Source organism: Rhodococcus sp. 05-2254-2 (assembly GCF_002259095.1).
GTDB lineage: Bacteria > Actinomycetota > Actinomycetes > Mycobacteriales > Mycobacteriaceae > Rhodococcoides.
Window position 1 is genome coordinate 37,478 of record NZ_NOZJ01000003.1, and the last position, 17,010, is coordinate 54,487.

At 65.5% G+C, this 17,010-nt stretch carries 14 protein-coding genes; 9 read left to right on the forward strand and 5 right to left on the reverse strand.

The genetic code is table 11. The features are described from left to right. Position 1: 1 nt before the first annotated feature. A complete protein-coding gene (speB, locus tag CH283_RS04920) occupies positions 2-961 on the reverse strand; it encodes an agmatinase (protein ID WP_068050394.1) in 960 nt (319 codons plus the stop codon). A 111-nt stretch (positions 962-1,072) separates the two neighbouring features. On the opposite strand from speB, the gene CH283_RS04925 reads away from it, so the two are divergent. The 3 genes from CH283_RS04925 to CH283_RS04935 are packed head-to-tail and all read left to right on the forward strand — an operon-like array spanning position 1,073 to position 4,226. Continuing rightward, complete coding sequence (locus CH283_RS04925; RefSeq protein ID WP_068050376.1) at positions 1,073-1,711, forward strand: helix-turn-helix domain-containing protein; 639 nt, start codon at positions 1,073-1,075, stop codon at positions 1,709-1,711. Beyond that, complete coding sequence (locus CH283_RS04930; protein WP_068050378.1) at positions 1,708-2,544, forward strand: carbon-nitrogen hydrolase family protein; 837 nt, start codon at positions 1,708-1,710, stop codon at positions 2,542-2,544. Before CH283_RS04925 ends, CH283_RS04930 begins: the two co-directional genes overlap by 4 nt. Beyond that, positions 2,541-4,226 (forward strand): flavin monoamine oxidase family protein, encoded by a 1,686-nt coding sequence (locus tag CH283_RS04935; protein ID WP_094639057.1) that lies wholly within the window; start codon positions 2,541-2,543, stop codon positions 4,224-4,226. Before CH283_RS04930 ends, CH283_RS04935 begins: the two co-directional genes overlap by 4 nt. Here CH283_RS04935 and CH283_RS04940 read toward each other — a convergent pair. Together CH283_RS04940 and CH283_RS04945 are read right to left on the reverse strand one after the other, a co-directional pair. Then, positions 4,142-4,927: a YoaK family protein gene (locus CH283_RS04940; RefSeq protein WP_094639058.1), complete on the reverse strand. Its 786-nt coding sequence runs from the start codon at positions 4,925-4,927 to the stop codon at positions 4,142-4,144. The two genes, CH283_RS04935 and CH283_RS04940, sit on opposite strands and share 85 nt — an antisense overlap. Then, the gene (locus CH283_RS04945; protein ID WP_441344167.1) at positions 4,924-6,453 is read right to left on the reverse strand and encodes a PucR family transcriptional regulator ligand-binding domain-containing protein; all 1,530 of its coding nucleotides are present in this window, start codon (positions 6,451-6,453) and stop codon (positions 4,924-4,926) included. Before CH283_RS04945 ends, CH283_RS04940 begins: the two co-directional genes overlap by 4 nt. A 131-nt stretch (positions 6,454-6,584) precedes the next feature. Here CH283_RS04945 and gabT point away from each other — a divergent pair, with 131 nt between their 5' ends. Together gabT and CH283_RS04955 are read left to right on the forward strand one after the other, a co-directional pair. Continuing rightward, positions 6,585-7,949: a 4-aminobutyrate--2-oxoglutarate transaminase gene (gene gabT / locus CH283_RS04950; protein WP_094639172.1), complete on the forward strand. Its 1,365-nt coding sequence runs from the start codon at positions 6,585-6,587 to the stop codon at positions 7,947-7,949. Then, a complete protein-coding gene (locus CH283_RS04955; RefSeq protein ID WP_176460349.1) occupies positions 7,949-9,400 on the forward strand; it encodes an NAD-dependent succinate-semialdehyde dehydrogenase in 1,452 nt (483 codons plus the stop codon). The genes gabT and CH283_RS04955 overlap by 1 nt, the downstream gene beginning before the upstream one ends. A gap of 89 nt (positions 9,401-9,489) precedes the next feature. On the opposite strand, the gene CH283_RS04960 is transcribed toward CH283_RS04955, so the two are convergent. Continuing rightward, positions 9,490-10,518 (reverse strand): Glu/Leu/Phe/Val family dehydrogenase, encoded by a 1,029-nt coding sequence (locus CH283_RS04960; RefSeq protein WP_255183104.1) that lies wholly within the window; start codon positions 10,516-10,518, stop codon positions 9,490-9,492. 249 nt (positions 10,519-10,767) lie between these two features. Next, positions 10,768-11,247: an Lrp/AsnC family transcriptional regulator gene (locus CH283_RS04965; RefSeq protein WP_068050387.1), complete on the reverse strand. Its 480-nt coding sequence runs from the start codon at positions 11,245-11,247 to the stop codon at positions 10,768-10,770. Between the two features lie 134 nt (positions 11,248-11,381). Between CH283_RS04965 and pdhA the strand changes: the two genes are divergently transcribed. From pdhA to CH283_RS04985, 4 genes are read left to right on the forward strand one after another with little or no spacing between them, the layout of a single operon-like run. Then, a complete protein-coding gene (gene pdhA, locus CH283_RS04970) occupies positions 11,382-12,464 on the forward strand; it encodes a pyruvate dehydrogenase (acetyl-transferring) E1 component subunit alpha (RefSeq protein WP_068050389.1) in 1,083 nt (360 codons plus the stop codon). Beyond that, complete coding sequence (locus CH283_RS04975) at positions 12,461-13,471, forward strand: alpha-ketoacid dehydrogenase subunit beta (RefSeq protein WP_068050390.1); 1,011 nt, start codon at positions 12,461-12,463, stop codon at positions 13,469-13,471. Before pdhA ends, CH283_RS04975 begins: the two co-directional genes overlap by 4 nt. 49 nt (positions 13,472-13,520) lie before the next feature. After that, complete coding sequence (locus tag CH283_RS04980) at positions 13,521-14,810, forward strand: dihydrolipoamide acetyltransferase family protein (protein ID WP_094639061.1); 1,290 nt, start codon at positions 13,521-13,523, stop codon at positions 14,808-14,810. A gap of 51 nt (positions 14,811-14,861) precedes the next feature. Further along, positions 14,862-17,009 carry a thiamine pyrophosphate-dependent enzyme gene (locus tag CH283_RS04985; protein WP_094639062.1) on the forward strand — a complete coding sequence of 716 codons (2,148 nt, stop codon included), beginning with the start codon at positions 14,862-14,864 and terminating at the stop codon, positions 17,007-17,009. Position 17,010: the final 1 nt, after the last annotated feature.

A 17,010-nucleotide genomic window follows, 5' to 3' on the forward strand; every position in this document is an offset into this window, starting at 1 on the left:
CCTATCGGTTGAGAGCGAGAACCGACAACAGCTCGTAGGCAACATGAGCCGCAGCGATTCCGGTGATCTCGGCGTGGTCGTAGGCCGGCGCGACCTCGACGATGTCGGCACCGACCACGTTCAGGCCGACGAGTCCGCGCAGAGTGTTGAGCAACTCTCGGGAGGTCATGCCGCCGGCTTCAGGAGTGCCGGTGCCGGGCGCATGTGCGGGGTCGAGAACGTCGATGTCGACCGAGACGTAGACCGGGCCGCCGTCCAGACGTCTGCGCATCCGTTCGACGATGCTGGCGACACCGTCGACCTCGTAATCGTCGGAACGAATCACCTGGAAGCCGAGAACGCGATCGTCCTCGAGGTCCTGCTCGCTGTAGAGCGGGCCGCGAATACCGATGTGCTGCGAGCGTTCGAGGTCGATCAGGCCTTCCTCACTGGCTCGTCGAAACGGGGTTCCATGGGTGTAGGGCGCACCGAAGTACGTGTCCCACGTGTCGAGGTGAGCGTCGAAGTGCAGCACTGCAATCGGTCCGTGGTCGCGTGCGAGCGAGCGCAGGATCGGCAGTGCGATGGTGTGATCGCCGCCGAGGGTCAGAACCGAGGAGCCGTCGGCGCGCAGGTCGGTCACCGCGTCGTGCACCGTGGTGAGCGCCTCGGTGATGTCGAACGGATTGACTCCGATATCGCCGAAGTCCGCAACTTGCTGGCGGGCGAACGGCGAGACCTCGAGGGCAGGGTTGTAGGGCCGCAACAGTTTCGAGGCAGCACGGATGTGCCCGGGACCGAAACGTGCGCCCGGACGGTAACTCACGCCGGAATCGAACGGAACGCCGAGGATGGTCACGTCGGCTCGGGACACCTCGTCGAGGCGCGGGAGCCGAGCGAACGTGGTGGGCTCGGCGTAGCGGGGGACCTTGGTCGCGTCGACCGGACCTATCGGTGGGTGCTCGGGACTGCTCGGGTTCATCGAGAATTCCTTCCGAATTCTAAGGAGTCCGGCGACAGTGGAGTCGACCAGTTCGCCCGGCAAGCGTTACTCTGATGCACGATCTTGTCAACACGAGTTTCCTGAGAGGCGATGACGGTGTCGATTGCTGCTTCGGTCGAGAACGACGCGCCACGTATCGGCGCGCGACTGAAGGAAGCACGCAAGAAGAAGCGGCTGACTCTCGACGCACTCGCCGATACCTGCGGGGTGACCAAGGGGTACCTGTCCAAGCTCGAGCGCGATCAGGTGAACGCATCGGTCGCGTCGTTGGTTCGGGTCTGTGCTGCGCTCGACGTTCCGGTCGGCTCTTTGTTCGACGACGCCCCCGCCGGTGAAGTGGTGCGCGCGCAATCGTTGCCGCGCATCATGTTCGGGGGAACGGCGATGGCGGAGTATCTGTTGACCCCGGTCGGGGAGCGGCGGGTCCAGGTACTGCTGGGGGAGATCGAGGAAGGTGGCGGCAGTGGCGCGGAGGCGTACACCCTGCCGTTGGACGTCACGTTCGTACACGTGCTGTCCGGCGAGGTTCGAGTGACCTTCGAGGAAGATCCAGGCGGTGCCTTCGGCGGTGACGACGTGCTGCTCGGACCGGGCGATGCGTTCACGTTCTCGCCGCGACGCCCGCACAGTTTTCGCAGCGACAGCAGTGGTGGTGCCCGGGTCCTGTGGGTGCTGGCACCTGCGCTGCCAGAAGAGTTGCACAACAGGAAACCGGAGTTTCGCCCATGACGGTCATCGTGTCGCTGTTCCAAGGGCCGGAGTTCTCCGCCGACGTCGAGGCCAACCTGTCGGCGATCGATGCCGCGGCGCGCAGCGCAGCCGAAGCAGGCGCGTCGATGCTGGTGACCCCGGAAATGTCGGTGAGCGGCTACGACATCGGTGATCTCGTGCGCGAACGAGCCGAAACGTTCGACGGTTCGATCTTCGAGCGCATCGCCTCGATCGCGCGAACACACGGTGTCGCGATCGTGTACGGATACCCCGAACTCGGTCATTCGAATCACGGGGGCGAGGCCGTGTTCAACGCGGTGCAGGTGGTCGACGCATCCGGACAATCGGTTGCGCGTTATCGCAAGACGCACCTGTTCGGGGCCCTCGATCGCACCCACTTCACCCCGGGGCCGGACCTGGTGGTGCAGTTCGACTTCGGCGGGCTGCGGTGCGGTGTACTCACCTGCTACGACGTCGAATTTCCCGAAGCCGTTCGCGCGCACGCCGATGCCGGCACCGAATGGTTGATCGTTCCCACCGGTCTGATGACCCCGTTCGAGATCATCGCCACTCACGTCGTTCCCACGCGGGCGTACGAGAGCCAACTGTTCATCACCTACGTCAATCGCTGCGGCACCGAGGCGAGCCTGAGATATTGCGGGCTGACCTGTGCCGTCGGGCCGGCCGGCAACGACCTCGCGCGAGCCGGTGAACACGAAGAACTGCTGACCTTCGAGCTGGATCCGGCCGAGCTCGCTCGATCGCGTGCGGTCAACACCCATCTGGCCGACCGCCGCACCGACCTCTACCCGACAGGACCCTCACGGGCCGAGCAGGAGACCGACCGATGACCACACCCGTCACCCCGGACAGCGCAATCGCATCCGAGGACGACCAGCCGCTCACGATGTTCGGCCCGGACTTCCCGTTCGCGTACGACGATTACCTCGCGCATCCGGCCGGCCTGGGGAGCATTCCCGACGCGGCCCTCGGTACCCGGGTCGCCGTGATCGGCGGCGGACTCGCCGGTATGGTCGTCGCCCACGAATTGCTGAAGATCGGCATGGAACCCGTTGTGTACGAATCGGATCGGATCGGCGGCCGGATGCGCTCGGTACCGTTCGACGGGCATCCCGGTGTGGTGGCAGAGATGGGCGCGATGCGTTTTCCGCCGTCGTCGACCGCGCTGTTCCACTACCTCGACGCCGTCGGGCTCGAGACGACGCCGTTTCCGAACCCGCTGGCCGAGGTGACCCCCAGTACGGTGATCGACCTCAAGGGTGAGAGCCACTACGCACGCAAGCTCGACGATCTCCCGCCGATCTTCGCCGAGGTCGCCGACGCGTGGAACAGGACGCTCGAGGAGCACGCCGAGTTGATTCCGCTGCAGCGCGCCATCCGCAGGCGGGACGTGGCCGAGATCAAGCGGATCTGGAACGAGCTGATCGTGAAGTTCGACGATCAGACCTTCTACGGTTTCCTCGCTGCGTCCGAGCACTTCTCGTCGTTTCGGATGCGAGAGTTGTTCGGCCAGGTCGGTTTCGGAACGGGCGGATGGGACACCGACTATCCCAACTCGATCCTCGAGATCCTTCGCGTCGTCATCACGGCAGCGGACGATCACCATCGCGGAATCGTCGGCGGCTCACAGCAACTCCCGATGCGGTTGTGGACCGACTCGCCGGCGAACATGGCGCACTGGCCCGCAGGCACGTCGGTGGCGTCACTGAACGGCGGCACCACGATGTCGCGCGTCACCGAGATCAGGCGCACCGACGGCGGCACCACGATCCACGACGATCGTGGCAACATCCGCACCTACGCCGCCGCCGTCGTGACCGCCCAGAGCTGGATGCTGCTGAGCAACATCAGATGCGACGACGATCTGTTTCCCATCGACCACTGGACCGCCATCGAACGTACCCACTACATGGGCTCGACCAAGGTGTTCGCACTCGTCGATCGTCCGTTCTGGAAGGACAAGGATCCGGTCACCGGCCGCGATCTGGTGAGCATGACGCTGACCGATCGAATGAGTCGCGGCACGTACCTACTCGACCAGGGTGAGGGCAAGCCCGGGCTGATCTGCCTGTCCTACACGTGGTCCGACGACTCGCTCAAGCTGCTGGCCTTGGACCCGACCGAGCGCATGAACATCATGCTGCGATCGCTGGAGGAGATCTATCCCGGTGTCGACTTCCGCAGTCACATCATCTCCACCCCGGTGACTCTGTCCTGGGAAACCGAACGCGATTTCATGGGCGCATTCAAGGCGAATCTGCCGGGGCACTACCGATACCAGGAAAGACTGTTCACCCATTTCGTGCAGCACGACCTCGAACCTCGGCACCGGGGGATCTTTCTCGCCGGCGACGACATCTCGTGGACGGCAGGGTGGGCCGAGGGAGCCATTCACACCGCACTCAACGCGGTGTGGGGCGTCGTGCATCACTTGGGCGGTTCGTCGGCAGACGGCAATCCGGGGCCGGGCGATGTGTTCGAGTCGATCGCTCCGCTTCGGTTGGGCGACTGACCTTTCGGAGACAACGACCTGGGTGTGCGCTCGTCGAACACGAACAGTGCCAGAGCGACGGTCAGCATCACGGCTACGACCCAGATCGCCCGTAGCCCGAACAGCTCGACCGCGACTGCGCCGAGCAGCGCCCCACCGAAGAATCCGGAGATCACCGCGCCGAACCGTCGGGCGCGGATGCCGGCCTCGAGATCGTGTTGGACCACCCGGTGGAATGCCGCCATCGCCATGCTGCGGAGATTGCCGGTCGTCATCGTGGTGTTGAACGGTGAATCCACCAGCACACGAAAGGTGGTCACCTGCACTCCGGCGACGTGAGCGAGGATCACCGAGACCACGGCGTCGGGGACGGTGGCCGGCAGAAATCCGACGACGAGGACCACGAGGATCTCGAACACCAGCACCGCCCGCACCGGTCGTCGCACGATCCTCGCAACCGCGGGCAGCGCGATGAATTCTGCGGTCGCGACGCCCAGGACGAAGGCCGCCAACGGGGGTAGGAAAGCCAGAGCCTCGACCCACCGACCGGCGGCGACATCGACGCCGAGCAACACGACATTGCCGGTCTGCGCGCCGGCGAACACGCCACCGCGGGTGATGTAGGTGTACGCGTCGAGGAATCCACCGACTGCCGCCAGCAGTACTCCGAGTCGAACCGATTTCGCAGTGGCGACGGCGATGTGGGGCTGCGGCGTGCTCATCGAGAAATACTGACACGATTGACGATGTTCACGATGTCGCGGCAAGCAGTGAAAGCAACAATTCCGCCCGCACCCGCGCCGACGTCAGATCGACCGACAGTAATTCTTCGCATCGGGTGATCCGGTTTCGCAGCGTGTGGCGATGAACGGACAGGTTCGCCGCAGCGGTCTCCCAATGCCCGTTCGCTTCGAGGAAAGCCCGAAGCGATCCCACCAGATCGGCGGTGTGTGGTGCGGTCGTACTCGGACAGCACTGCAATGGTCACGGCGGCCATCGCACGCAACGATTCCTGTACCGGTTCGGAGGCCAACAGCATCGATCCGGTGAATTCGACGATCCGATCGCCCGAGCCGGCCGCTGCGCAGGCGAGCGAAGCCTGCTTCAGAGCGAGGGGAGTCTCGGTGATGGGGTGGCTGGAACTGAGCCCGACGCGCACCGACCTCGGCAGTGAATCCATCAGTCGGGCAACCACATCGGAGTCGTCGCTACCGCGGAACAACACCACCACACCGGTGTCGGTCTGCCGAGTGAACGTAGGCCGCGCCCTGGCTCGGCACTCGGCATCGATCGCCTCGACGATGCGCTCGGACGGTCCGCGGACAACTGCGACCCTGATGCGAGAGTCGTCGTCGGCGGCGTCGACGAGATAGCTCGGTAGCGCGCTGCCGTCCGGGGAGGGCAGATGGCCGTCCAGCAACAATCCGAGCGCGAGCGTGTTGAGTCGCGACTGCTCGGCGCGCAGCCGCGTGGGCTTCTCGAGTTCGAGGGTCACCAGCGACACCGCGTGCCCGAGCAGGATCTGCTCGACGCCCGTCACCGGGCCTGCGGTGCGGATGGCGAGAAAGCTCGACGCCCCGCCGGAGATGGCGACCGAATGCAGAGTGACGGTGCACCCCGGTTCGCTGACCGACACCGTGGCCGGTGCCGACGACGGGCGAATGCTGCGGGCCACGTCGCGGGCGCGTTCGACGAGATCCGCCGCGGCGGCGGGATGGAACGATTCGGTGCGATTGCCGATCAGCGCCACCGACGTGGACGTGGCGACGGCCAGTTCGCGAACGATCGCGTCGACGCCGCCGTGCAGTGCTGCCCTGGTGATGCGGGTCTGGACCGACGCCGCACGCAGAACCTGCTCGTATTCCTGCTCGGCTATGCGTTTCATGACCGCTCTGATGACGGCGGCGAACGGGATGTCGTAGGGAACCTCCACGACGGGAAGCCCGACATCCTCGGCGGTGTCGAGAATGTGACGGGGAATAGTGCTGTGGGACAACCCGACTCCGAATCCGAGACAGGCGACACCCGCGGCTGCCAAGGTCCGGACGTAGGTACCGAGGGCCGGGCCGTCGGCGTCGAAGCCGAGTCCGGTCGTGAGAATCAGTTCACCGCCCGACAGCCACGGACTGGGATCGATGAGTTCGGTCGCCTGCGCGAAGGTGATGGGAGCAGCGCTGCGCTCCGGTCCGCCGCGGTGACTCAGGCGAAGGTGTTGCTGCCTCAACAGCCAGGACATCTGCACGCTCACCGGTGAAACTGTAGCGGCAGAACTGCCGAAATGGAGTGCAATGTGCCGTCGAGGTGTACGAAATGGCGTCCGGCCGTCGCGCTCGTCGAGTCGCATACTTGCACGACAAGCCCACACGAAAGGTGCGACCCATGGCCTCGATCGAGTACCGACTTCCGCAGGAGCGCAAGATCGTCACCGCCTTCCCCGGGCCGAAGTCGGCGGCGTTGGCGCAGCGCCGCAAGGCCGTCGTCGGTGCAGGCGTGGCGTCGACGCTGCCGGTGTACGTGGCCGACGCGGACGGTGGCGTCGTGGTCGACGTGGACGGAAACTCGCTGATCGACCTCGGGGCCGGAATCGCCGTGACCACCGTGGGTGCCTCGAACCCGGCAGTTGTTGCCGCCGTGCAGGATCAGGTCGCACACTTCACCCACACGTGCTTCATGGTTGCGCCCTACGAGGGCTACATCGAGGTCGCCGAGAAGCTGGCCGAGTTGACCCCGGGCGATCACGACAAGCGCAGCGTCCTGTTCAACAGTGGTGCCGAGGCCGTCGAGAACGCCGTGAAGATCGCACGTCACGCCACCGGGCGGTCCGCTGTCGTCGTGTTCGACCACGCGTACCACGGCCGCACCAACCTGACGATGGCACTGACGTCGAAGTCGATGCCGTACAAGAGCGGATTCGGGCCGTTCGCTCCCGAGGTCTATCGAGCGCCGATGTCGTATCCGTTCCGCGAAGGTCTGAACGTCGACGGTTCTGCGCTCACCGGTGCCGAGGCTGCGGCGCGAGCGATCTCCGTCATCGACAAGCAAATCGGTGCAGGCAATCTCGCGGCCATCCTGATCGAGCCGATTCAGGGTGAGGGCGGCTTCATCGTGCCCGCAGAAGGATTTCTGCCTGCACTGGCGGATTGGGCACGTGAGAACGGCGTCGTGTTCATCGCCGACGAGGTGCAGTCCGGCTTCACTCGGACCGGGGCCTGGTTCGCCAGCGAGCACGAGGGCGTCGTACCGGATCTGATCACGATGGCGAAGGGCATCGCGGGCGGGATGCCGCTGGCCGCGGTCACCGGCCGTGCCGACCTGATCGATGCCGTGCACCCCGGTGGGCTCGGTGGCACGTACGGCGGTAACCCCGTCGCCTGCGCCGCGGCCCTGGCGTCCATCGAGCAGATGGAGACACTCGAGCTCAATGACCGAGCGCGCGACATCGAACGCATCGTGTTCGAGCGACTGAGTGCGTTGGCGTCCGAGGTCGGCATCATCGGTGAGGTGCGCGGCCGCGGAGCCATGCTTGCGCTCGAGCTCGTCGTCCCGGGTGGGCGTGAGCCCAACCCGGAGGCCACCAAAGCCGTTGCGGCGGCGGCACTCGAGGCCGGAGTGATCGTGCTGACGTGCGGCACCTACGGCAACGTCATCCGGTTGCTGCCGCCCCTGGTGATCTCCGACGAGTTGCTCGATGATGCTTTGACCGTGCTCGAAGACTCGATTCGCACTGTGGCGCAGGGGAACTGATGGATGCTCACGATCTGATCTCCTCGCTGCCCACCGATCTCTGGCTCGGTGGTGTGCAGTCGACCTCTGCGTCGGGCGCACGATTCGCCGTGCTGAACCCGGCAACCGGCGACGAGCTGACCACAGTTGCCGACGCCACCGCGGCCGACGGCATCGCCGCGCTCGATCTCGCGGTTGCGGCTCAGGGAGCGTGGGCAGCGACGCCGGCCCGCGAGCGAGCCGAGATTCTGCGGCGCGCCTTCGATCTGCTGCAGGAGCGTGCTGCCGACTTCGCTCTGCTGATGACACTCGAAATGGGAAAGTCGTTGGCGGAGAGCCACGGTGAGGTGAAGTACGGCAGCGAATTCCTACGCTGGTTCAGCGAGGAGGCCGTCCGAATCGGCGGCCGGTTCACCCCCGCCCCTGCGGGCAACGGCTCGATCCTGGTCAGCAAGTCGCCCGTCGGGCCGGTCCTGGCGATTACCCCGTGGAACTTTCCGTTGGCCATGGGCACACGCAAGATCGGCCCGGCACTCGCGGCCGGCTGCACCGTCATCGTCAAACCGGCCGAGGACACCCCGTTGACGATGCTTCTGCTCGGACAGGTGTTCGCCGACGCGGGGTTGCCCAGCGGTGTGCTGTCGATACTTCCCACCTCCGACGCCGCCTCCGTCACCGGGCCGTTGATGGACGACCCGAGACTGAGGAAGGTCACGTTCACCGGATCGACCGGAGTGGGAAAGCTGTTGGTGCGCAACGCAGCCGACCGACTGCTACGGACGTCGATGGAGCTCGGCGGCAATGCGCCGTTCATCGTGTTCGACGACGCCGACATCGACGCCGCTGTCGACGGGGCGATGCTGGCCAAGATGCGCAACGGCGGCGAGGCCTGCACGGCAGCGAATCGGCTGTACGTCGCGAACTCCGTGCGTGAGGAATTCACCGCGAAGTTGACGGCACGCATCGAGGCATTGACGGTCGGCCCTGGTGATCGAGAGGGCACCGACATCGGCCCACTGATCAACGACAAGCAGCGCAGGACGGTGACCGCGTTGGTCGACGACGCCGTGGCCAAGGGTGCCCGGGTGCGCACCGGGGGCACGACGCCCGAGGGACCCGGCTTCTTCTACTCGCCCACGGTCCTCGACTCGATTCCTGCCGATGCGAATCTGTTGCAGGACGAGATCTTCGGCCCGGTCGCAGCGATCGTCGGATTCGACACCGAGGACGAGGCCGTGGCCGCGGCCAACGACACCAGGTACGGCTTGGTGGCGTACTTCTACACCGAGAGCCTCGACCGCGCCCTGCGGGTGTCGGCGGCTCTGGACACCGGCATGGTCGGCGTCAATCGCGGTGCGATCTCCGACGCCGCAGCCCCGTTCGGTGGCGTCAAGGAATCGGGCTTCGGACGCGAGGGTGGTTCGGAGGGCATCGAGGAGTACCTCGAGACCAAGTACATTGCGCTGCAGTAGCCGCTGCACGTAGCGCTCCACTCCGCGACCGAGAGCGCGGGTATCGCCGATTTACGGCAGGGGGTGGAGCGTCGTATGCAGGCCGCCGGTCAGTTCTGCGCGGCGGCGATTCGATCCTCGGCCAGGCGATCGGCCGCGGCTCCCAGCAGGATGCCCTCGAAGCGGGCGATGGCGAAGATGCCGGCGACGGTATCGCGGATCTTGCCGATCGTGGCCATCACCTCGGCCGAATCCTTGCTGCGCAGTTCGCCTTCCACCTGGATCAGGCCACCGGCGTTGGCGACGTAGTCGGGTACCCAGACTATTCCGCGCGCAGCCAGCATGGCTTCGACATCGGGTGTGAGGAGTTGATTGTTCGCCGCGCCGCACACGATGGACGCCGACAACCGGGCCACCGAGGACGCGTCGAGAGTGGCACCCATGGCGCACGGGGCGTAGACGTCGATGTCGGCACCGATGATGTCGGATCCGACGGTGACACCGGGGAAGTCCAGGGCGATGCGATCGAGGGCGGGCGCGTAGGAGTCGCTGACGATCACCTCGGCACCGGCATCGCGAAGCAGGGCGACGAGGTTGTAGCCCACTTTGCCCGCACCCTCGACGCCGACGCGCTTTCCGGTCAGATCGTCCGAGCCCCAGGTCGATTCGGCTGCGGCCAGGAGGGAGAGAAAGACTCCGAGCGCGGTTTGGGGGCCGCTGTCGCCGGTGCCGCCTGCGGTGGTGTTCTTGCCGACGACGTGCGCCGTCTCTTCGGCGATGATGTCGAGATCGTCGCTGTTGGTGCCCACATCGCCTGCCGTCACGTACGTTCCGCCGAGCGACTCGACGAACCGGCCGTACGCGCCCAGCAGAGTCGGGGTCTTGATGGCGTTGGGGTTGCCGATGATCACCGCTTTACCGCCACCGAGATCGACTCCCGCGACGGCCGCCTTGTATGTCATTCCCCGGGAGAGCCGTAGTACATCGGTCAACGCATCCTGCTCGGATGCATAGGGGTAGAAGCGAGTTCCGCCGAGAGCGGGTCCCAACGCGGTGGAGTGGACCGCGATGATCGCGCGCAGCCCGGTGTCGGGATCCTGACAGAACACGACGCGTTCGTGTGCGGAGTCGCGCGGCATGTCGGGACGATCGAAGACGCCCGTCGGCACGTGGTCGGTCGGGGTGGGCGCGGCGGCGGGGTGGTCGGCAACGACGGACACAGGCGGTCTCTTTCGGTGATGAGGCGGCGGTACCCGGAAATGGATGGTGTCCGGGAACATGTCCGTCGAAGAGTGCCGTGAACGTGCACGCTGGTCAACCGCCGTTGCCGAGAACGTGCATGTTGCACGGTGCGGCCCTGATCGATCTCGCGGGGATGGTCTGCCTGCTCAGCGTCGGCCGTCCTCGGCGAGCTGCTCGAGCAACGGCTTGGTGCGGTACTGGATCAACTCGCTCATCGCGATGGACATGTTGGTGCGTTCGACGCCGGGGATATCGAGGATGAGGCCTGCGATGCGATACAGGTCGTCGGCGTCGACTGCGGCGATGCGAATGTGCATGTCCGCAGCGCCGGACAGTCCGAACACCTCGAGCACTTCCGGAATGGTGCGCAGGTGTTCGGTGACCGCAGCCAGGGTGTGCTGGTTGACCTGAGCTGTGACGAATGCCTGCAGCGGGCGGCCGAGAGATTTCGGTGGAATGCGGTGATCGATCGGCGTGAGCGATCCCTTGTCGTCCCATCGACCGAGGCGCGCCTGCACGGTGTTGCGGGACAGCCCCAAGGTGGTGGCGAGTTCGACGCCGGTGGCTCGCGGCTTGGCGCAGAGGGCGAGGAGGAGTCGGGCGTCGGTCTTGTCCAAATCGGTCATTGCGCACTTCCTGTCGCTCGGTCGTTACCCAATATTGTGCATCGTGCGCAGTTCTGAAGTCGGCACTTGTGCACTCTGGCTGTCGGTGGTGTTCTTGTGAAGGACATCACACCACGACGGAGAGTGCGACGAACATGAACACCACCTCGCTGGTACAGCTGATCAAAGAATCTGGAACGGTGGTCCGCAACGAGACCTACTCACCTCTCGTCGCGGACATCGACACGGCCGCGATGATGGAGATGTACCGCGATCTCGTGGTCGTCCGGCGCATCGACACCGAGGCGACCGCGCTGCAGCGACAGGGCGAACTGGGGCTGTGGGCACCGCTGCTCGGGCAGGAAGCGGCGCAGGTCGGTTCGGCTCGAGCGCTCGACACCGAGGACTTCGTGTTCGCCAGCTACCGCGAGCACGGCGTCGCCTACTGCCGAGGCGTCGACCCCACCCGCATGCTGCGCTTCTGGCGCGGCTCGACGCTGTCCGGCTGGAACCCGTACGAGTACCGCATGACTACGCCCGCGATCATCGTCGGCTCGCAGGGATTGCACGCCACCGGGTACGCCATCGGCATGCAGCTCGAGGGAGCCGAGGGCGCGGCCATCACCTACTTCGGCGACGGCGCAACCAGCCAGGGCGACATCTCCGAGGCGCTCGGTTTCGCCGCCAGTTTTCACGCACCGGTGGTGTTCTTCTGCCAGAACAACCAGTGGGCGATCTCCGAGCCGGTGACCGTGCAGACCAAGGCAACGATCGCCGCTCGCGGTGAGGGCTACGGCATTCCCTCGGTCCGCGTCGACGGCAACGACGTTCTCGCCGTCCTGGCCGTCACCAGGGCAGCTCTCGCTCGCGCCCGCGAGGGCAGCGGCCCGACGCTCATCGAGGCCGTCACCTACCGCATGGGCCCGCACACCACCTCCGACGATCCGACGCGATACCGCTCGGGTGCCACCGACGACGAATGGCGCGCCAAGGATCCGATCGACCGAATCGAGAAGCTACTGAGGCGAATCGGCGTGTTCGACGACGCGTTCGCCGCCTCGGTGAAGCGGACGGCCGACGACGTCGCTGCCGAGCTTCGTCGCGGTTGCCTCGAGACCGTCGAGCCGGAAGCGATGTCGGTGTTCGACAACGTCTACGCCGATCCCCACCCCCTCCTGGACGACGAGCGCGTTCAATTCGCCTCGTACCGAGCCGGATTCGAAGGAGCCATGTCATGACCACGTTGGAACATGTTGCGCCGCAGCGACCCACCAGTCTTCCGTTGGGCAAGGCCATCAACGCAGGTTTGCGGCGAGCGATGGAGAACGATCCGAAGGTCCTGCTGATGGGCGAGGACATCGGCAAGCTCGGCGGCGTCTTCCGCATCACCGACGGCCTGCAGAAGGACTTCGGCCCCGGACGGGTACTCGACATGCCGCTGGCGGAGTCGGGCATCATCGGCACCGCAGTCGGACTCGCGATGCGGGGATTCCGCCCCGTGTGCGAGATCCAGTTCGACGGCTTCATCTATCCGGCGTTCGACCAGATCGTCTCGCAGGTCGCCAAACTGCACTACCGCACCAGTGGAAACGTCAAGATTCCCATGACGATTCGGGTGCCCTACGGCGGCGGAATCGGTGCCGTCGAGCATCACTCGGAGTCTCCCGAAGGCTATTTCGCGCAGACCGCAGGACTTCGCGTCGTCACGTGCAGCAACGCCGCCGACGGCTACTCCATGATTCAGCAGGCCATCGCCAGCGACGATCCGGTCCTGTTCTTCGAGCCGAAGCGTCGGTACTGGGAGAAGAGCCCGATCGACCTCGATGCCGACGCGTCGTACCCGCTGCATCGGGCGCGGGTGGTCACCGAGGGCACCGAGCTCACCTTGATCGCGTACGGACCGCTCGTCGCCACTGCCCGCAAAGCCGCCGAAGTCGCTGCCCTCGAGGGGGTGTCGATCGAGGTCATCGATCTTCGTTCGCTCTCACCCATCGACTTCGAGACCATCGAGGCCTCGGTACGCAAGACCGGACGGCTGGTCGTCACGCACGAGGCCCCGGTGTTCATGGGCCTCGGCTCCGAGATCGCCGCTCGAATCTCCGAACGCTGCTTCTACAACCTCGAAGCGCCGGTGCTGCGCGTCGGCGGCTTCGGTACCCCGTACCCGGCATCGAAGCTGGAGAAGTTCTATCTCCCCGACGTCGACCGGATTCTCGACGCAGTCGACCGCTGCCGCTCGCACTGACCTCGCGCTCACCGACCGCCGCCGATAATTACCGAACAGGATTTCGACGATGCCCACCATCAAGAGCTTTCCGTTGCCCGACCTCGGGGAAGGACTCACCGAAGCCGACTTGCTGACCTGGCTGGTCGCGGTCGGCGACACGATCGAGTTGAACCAGAACATCGCCGAGGTCGAAACGGCCAAGGCCGCCGTCGAACTTCCCTCACCGTTCGCGGGCGTCGTTGCTGCCCTGCATGTGTCGGAGGGTGACACCGTCGAGGTCGGGGTCCCGATCATCGACATCCGAGTCGATGGAGACACCGAGGACCCCGACGTCGTCGTTGCCGGCACCGATGTGGACGATGCGAGTCCGGTGGAGGACAGCGAGGAACGCGTTCCGGTTCTCGTCGGTTACGGCGTGGCGAAGGAAGGATCGAGTCGGCGCGGCGGCCGGGGGACCACTCCGGTCTCTACAGCACCGACCGGGCAGAACGGCAAACCGCTGGCTGCACCGCCGGTGCGAAAGATTGCCAAGGACAACGCCGTCGACCTTTCCGAGGTACCCCCGACCGGAGCTCGCGGCGACGTCACCCGAGACGATGTCGAGTCGTATCTGCACGGAGCCGACACTGCAGGGGAGCAGACCCCACTGCGGGTCGGCCGCGAAGAGCGGACCCCGATCAAGGGGGTGCGCAAACATACTGCAGATGCGATGGTGCGCAGTGCATTCACCGCTCCGCACGTCACCGAGTTCGTGACGGTGGACGTCACCGACACCCTGACACTGCTGGACTCGCTACGGTCCTCCGCCCACTTCGCCGACGTGCGGCTGACCCCGCTGGCGCTGGTCGCCAAGGCGGTTCTCGTTGCGCTGAAATCGAATCCCTCGCTCAATTCCTCGTGGGACGAGGCTGCTCAGGAGATCGTCACCAAGCACTACGTCAACCTCGGCATCGCTGCAGCAACCCCGCGCGGATTGATGGTGCCCAACATCAAGGATGCGCACGAACTGTCCCTGGTGGACATCGCCCGCGCACTGGCTGAGCTGACGCGAACGGCCAAGGAGGGCAAGAGCAGTCCCGCCGACCTGGCGGACGGCACGATCACGATCACCAACGTCGGAGTGTTCGGAGTGGACGCAGGCACTCCCATTCTCAACCCCGGCGAGGCTGCCATCCTGTGCTTCGGTTCGATCCGCCGCATGCCGTGGGAGCACGAGGGCGAGATCGCATTGCGGTCCGTGACGACACTGTCGCTCTCGTTCGATCACCGCCTCGTCGACGGCCAGCAAGGTTCGCAGTTCCTGGCCCTCGTCGGCCGGTTGCTGAGCACTCCGATGGATATGATCGCCCTGAGCTGATTCCTCAGCTCGGCTCGACGCAGACAGCTCGATGGAGACAAAGGTGCGAGTGTGGCCGAGGCGATCGACGAGTACTTCCTGAAGCAGGTTCGGTCGGCTCGGAACGGAGATTCGGCCGTTGCCGATCCGGACCGACTGCTCCGGTACTTCGACGCGCAACTCGCGAGCCGGCATCTCGACTTCGCCGCGCGCTGGTTGCAATCAGCTGGCTTCGGCTACTACACCATCGGCTCGTCCGGGCACGAGGCCAACGCAGCCGTCGGTGCCGCGACCACGGTCACCGACCCGGCGCTGCTGCACTACCGATCCGGTGGTTTCTACGCGGCACGCGCACAACAGTATTCGGACGCGACCCCGATCCGGGATGTGCTGGCGAGTCTGGTCGCCTCGACTGGCGATCCGATGTCCGGCGGACGGCACAAGGTGTTCGGGCATCCGGATCTGGGGATCGTGCCGCAGACATCGACCATCGGCTCGCAGGTACCGCGCGCAGTCGGTCTGGCGTTCGCACTGGGCCGGGCGAAGGCTCTGCGGCATAGCACTCCATGGCCCGAGGACGCCATCGTCGTGTGCAGCTTCGGCGACGCCTCGGCCAACCACTCGACGACGGTGGGGGCGCTCAACTCGGCGGCCTACTGCGCGCACCAATCCGTTCCGATGCCCATCCTGTTCGTCTGCGAGGACAACGGGATCGGCATCAGTACCCGATCGCCGCGAGGGTGGATAGCGCAGTCGCTCGGCAGATTTCCTTCGATCGAGTACGTGCGGGCCGACGGACACGATCCTGATGCATTGATGCACATCGTCGACGCCGCCGTTGCTACCGTGCGGACTCGCCGTCGACCGGTGGTCCTCCATCTCGAGACGGTGCGGCTGATGGGCCACGCCGGTTCCGATGCCGAGCTGGCCTATCGCACCAACGCAGATATTGTCGGCGACTATGCACGAGATCCGTTGCTCGCCACTGCACGTACGCTGATCGGGGCGGGAGTGCTCTCGGCAGCCGACGTCGAAGTGCGCTACGAGGCGATGCGCGAGACCGTCATGGCCGAGGCCGAGGCAATGGTCGAGTCACTTCGGACCGGGGCGTCGTCGCGCCTGGCCACCGCGGACGAGGTGATGGCTCCGCTGACCGAACGGCGACCCGTTGCCGTGGCCGCCACCGAGCAGAGCCTGCGGCCTGCACCGGGCGGGCCGCATCTGACGCTCGCCGCCATGATCAACAGGACCCTCACCGACATCATGGCAGCGCGACCGGACGTCCTCGTGTTCGGGGAGGACGTGGCCGTCAAGGGCGGCGTCTACGGCGTCACGAAGGGTCTACGCAAGAAGTTCGGTGCAGCACGGGTTTTCGATACTCTGCTCGACGAGCAGACGGTGCTCGGCACCGCCCTCGGTGCTGCGCTCGCCGGGTTCGTTCCGATACCCGAAATTCAGTATCTGGCGTACCTGCACAATGCGGAGGATCAGTTGCGCGGCGAGGCCGCGTCGCTCGAGTTCTTCTCCGATTCGCAGTTCACCAACGGGATGGTCGTGCGTATCGCAGGCCTGGCGTATCAGCGTGGTTTCGGTGGGCACTTTCACAACGACAACGCGGTTGCGGTTCTGCGTGATATTCCCGGCATCGTCGTTGCTGTCCCGAGTTCGGCGGCGGAGGCCGCCGGTCTGCTCCGAACCTGTGTGGCACTGGCCGTGGAGGAGGGTCGGGTATGTGTCTTTCTGGAGCCGATCGCGTTGTATCACCGCACCGACCTGCTCGACGGTGACGGGGCGCTCCGCTGCGCCGACGAAGGTCCGGCCGAGTTCGGGACTGTCACAACGCATGGCGATGGCGTCGATCTGGCCATCGTCACGTTCGGGAACGGCGTGGTGATGAGTAGACGGGCCGCGTCCACGTTGCGCGAACGCGGGATCGGCGTGACGGTGGTCGATGTGCGATGGATCGTTCCGCTCCCGAGCGAGGATCTGTTGCACCGGCTCTCGGAATTCGAACGGGTATTGATCGCAGACGAGACCCGGCACGACGGGGGAGTCGGCGAGGGCGTCGTGACCGCTCTGGTCGAGGGAGGTTACGACGGTGCCATCGGCAGAGTGTCGAGCGCGAATTCGTTCGTACCACTCGGTGCCGCGGCTGATCTGGTCCTCCTGTCGGAAGACCAGATCGTCGCTGGGGCTGCGAAGCTGATCGAAGTCGAGTGAT

Excerpts from the sequence above, each read along its gene's own strand:
- pdhA (WP_068050389.1), top strand. The coding sequence starts at position 11,382 with ATGAACACCACCTCGCTGGTACAGCTGATCAAAGAATCTGGAACGGTG.
- CH283_RS04960 (WP_255183104.1), bottom strand. The coding sequence starts at position 10,518 with ATGCCGCGCGACTCCGCACACGAACGCGTCGTGTTCTGTCAGGATCCC.
- speB (WP_068050394.1), bottom strand. The coding sequence starts at position 961 with ATGAACCCGAGCAGTCCCGAGCACCCACCGATAGGTCCGGTCGACGCG.
- CH283_RS04980 (WP_094639061.1), top strand. The coding sequence starts at position 13,521 with ATGCCCACCATCAAGAGCTTTCCGTTGCCCGACCTCGGGGAAGGACTC.
- CH283_RS04935 (WP_094639057.1), top strand. The coding sequence starts at position 2,541 with ATGACCACACCCGTCACCCCGGACAGCGCAATCGCATCCGAGGACGAC.
- CH283_RS04975 (WP_068050390.1), top strand. The coding sequence starts at position 12,461 with ATGACCACGTTGGAACATGTTGCGCCGCAGCGACCCACCAGTCTTCCG.
- CH283_RS04940 (WP_094639058.1), bottom strand. The coding sequence starts at position 4,927 with ATGAGCACGCCGCAGCCCCACATCGCCGTCGCCACTGCGAAATCGGTT.
- gabT (WP_094639172.1), top strand. The coding sequence starts at position 6,585 with ATGGCCTCGATCGAGTACCGACTTCCGCAGGAGCGCAAGATCGTCACC.
- CH283_RS04965 (WP_068050387.1), bottom strand. The coding sequence starts at position 11,247 with ATGACCGATTTGGACAAGACCGACGCCCGACTCCTCCTCGCCCTCTGC.
- CH283_RS04930 (WP_068050378.1), top strand. The coding sequence starts at position 1,708 with ATGACGGTCATCGTGTCGCTGTTCCAAGGGCCGGAGTTCTCCGCCGAC.
- CH283_RS04925 (WP_068050376.1), top strand. The coding sequence starts at position 1,073 with ATGACGGTGTCGATTGCTGCTTCGGTCGAGAACGACGCGCCACGTATC.
- CH283_RS04955 (WP_176460349.1), top strand. The coding sequence starts at position 7,949 with ATGGATGCTCACGATCTGATCTCCTCGCTGCCCACCGATCTCTGGCTC.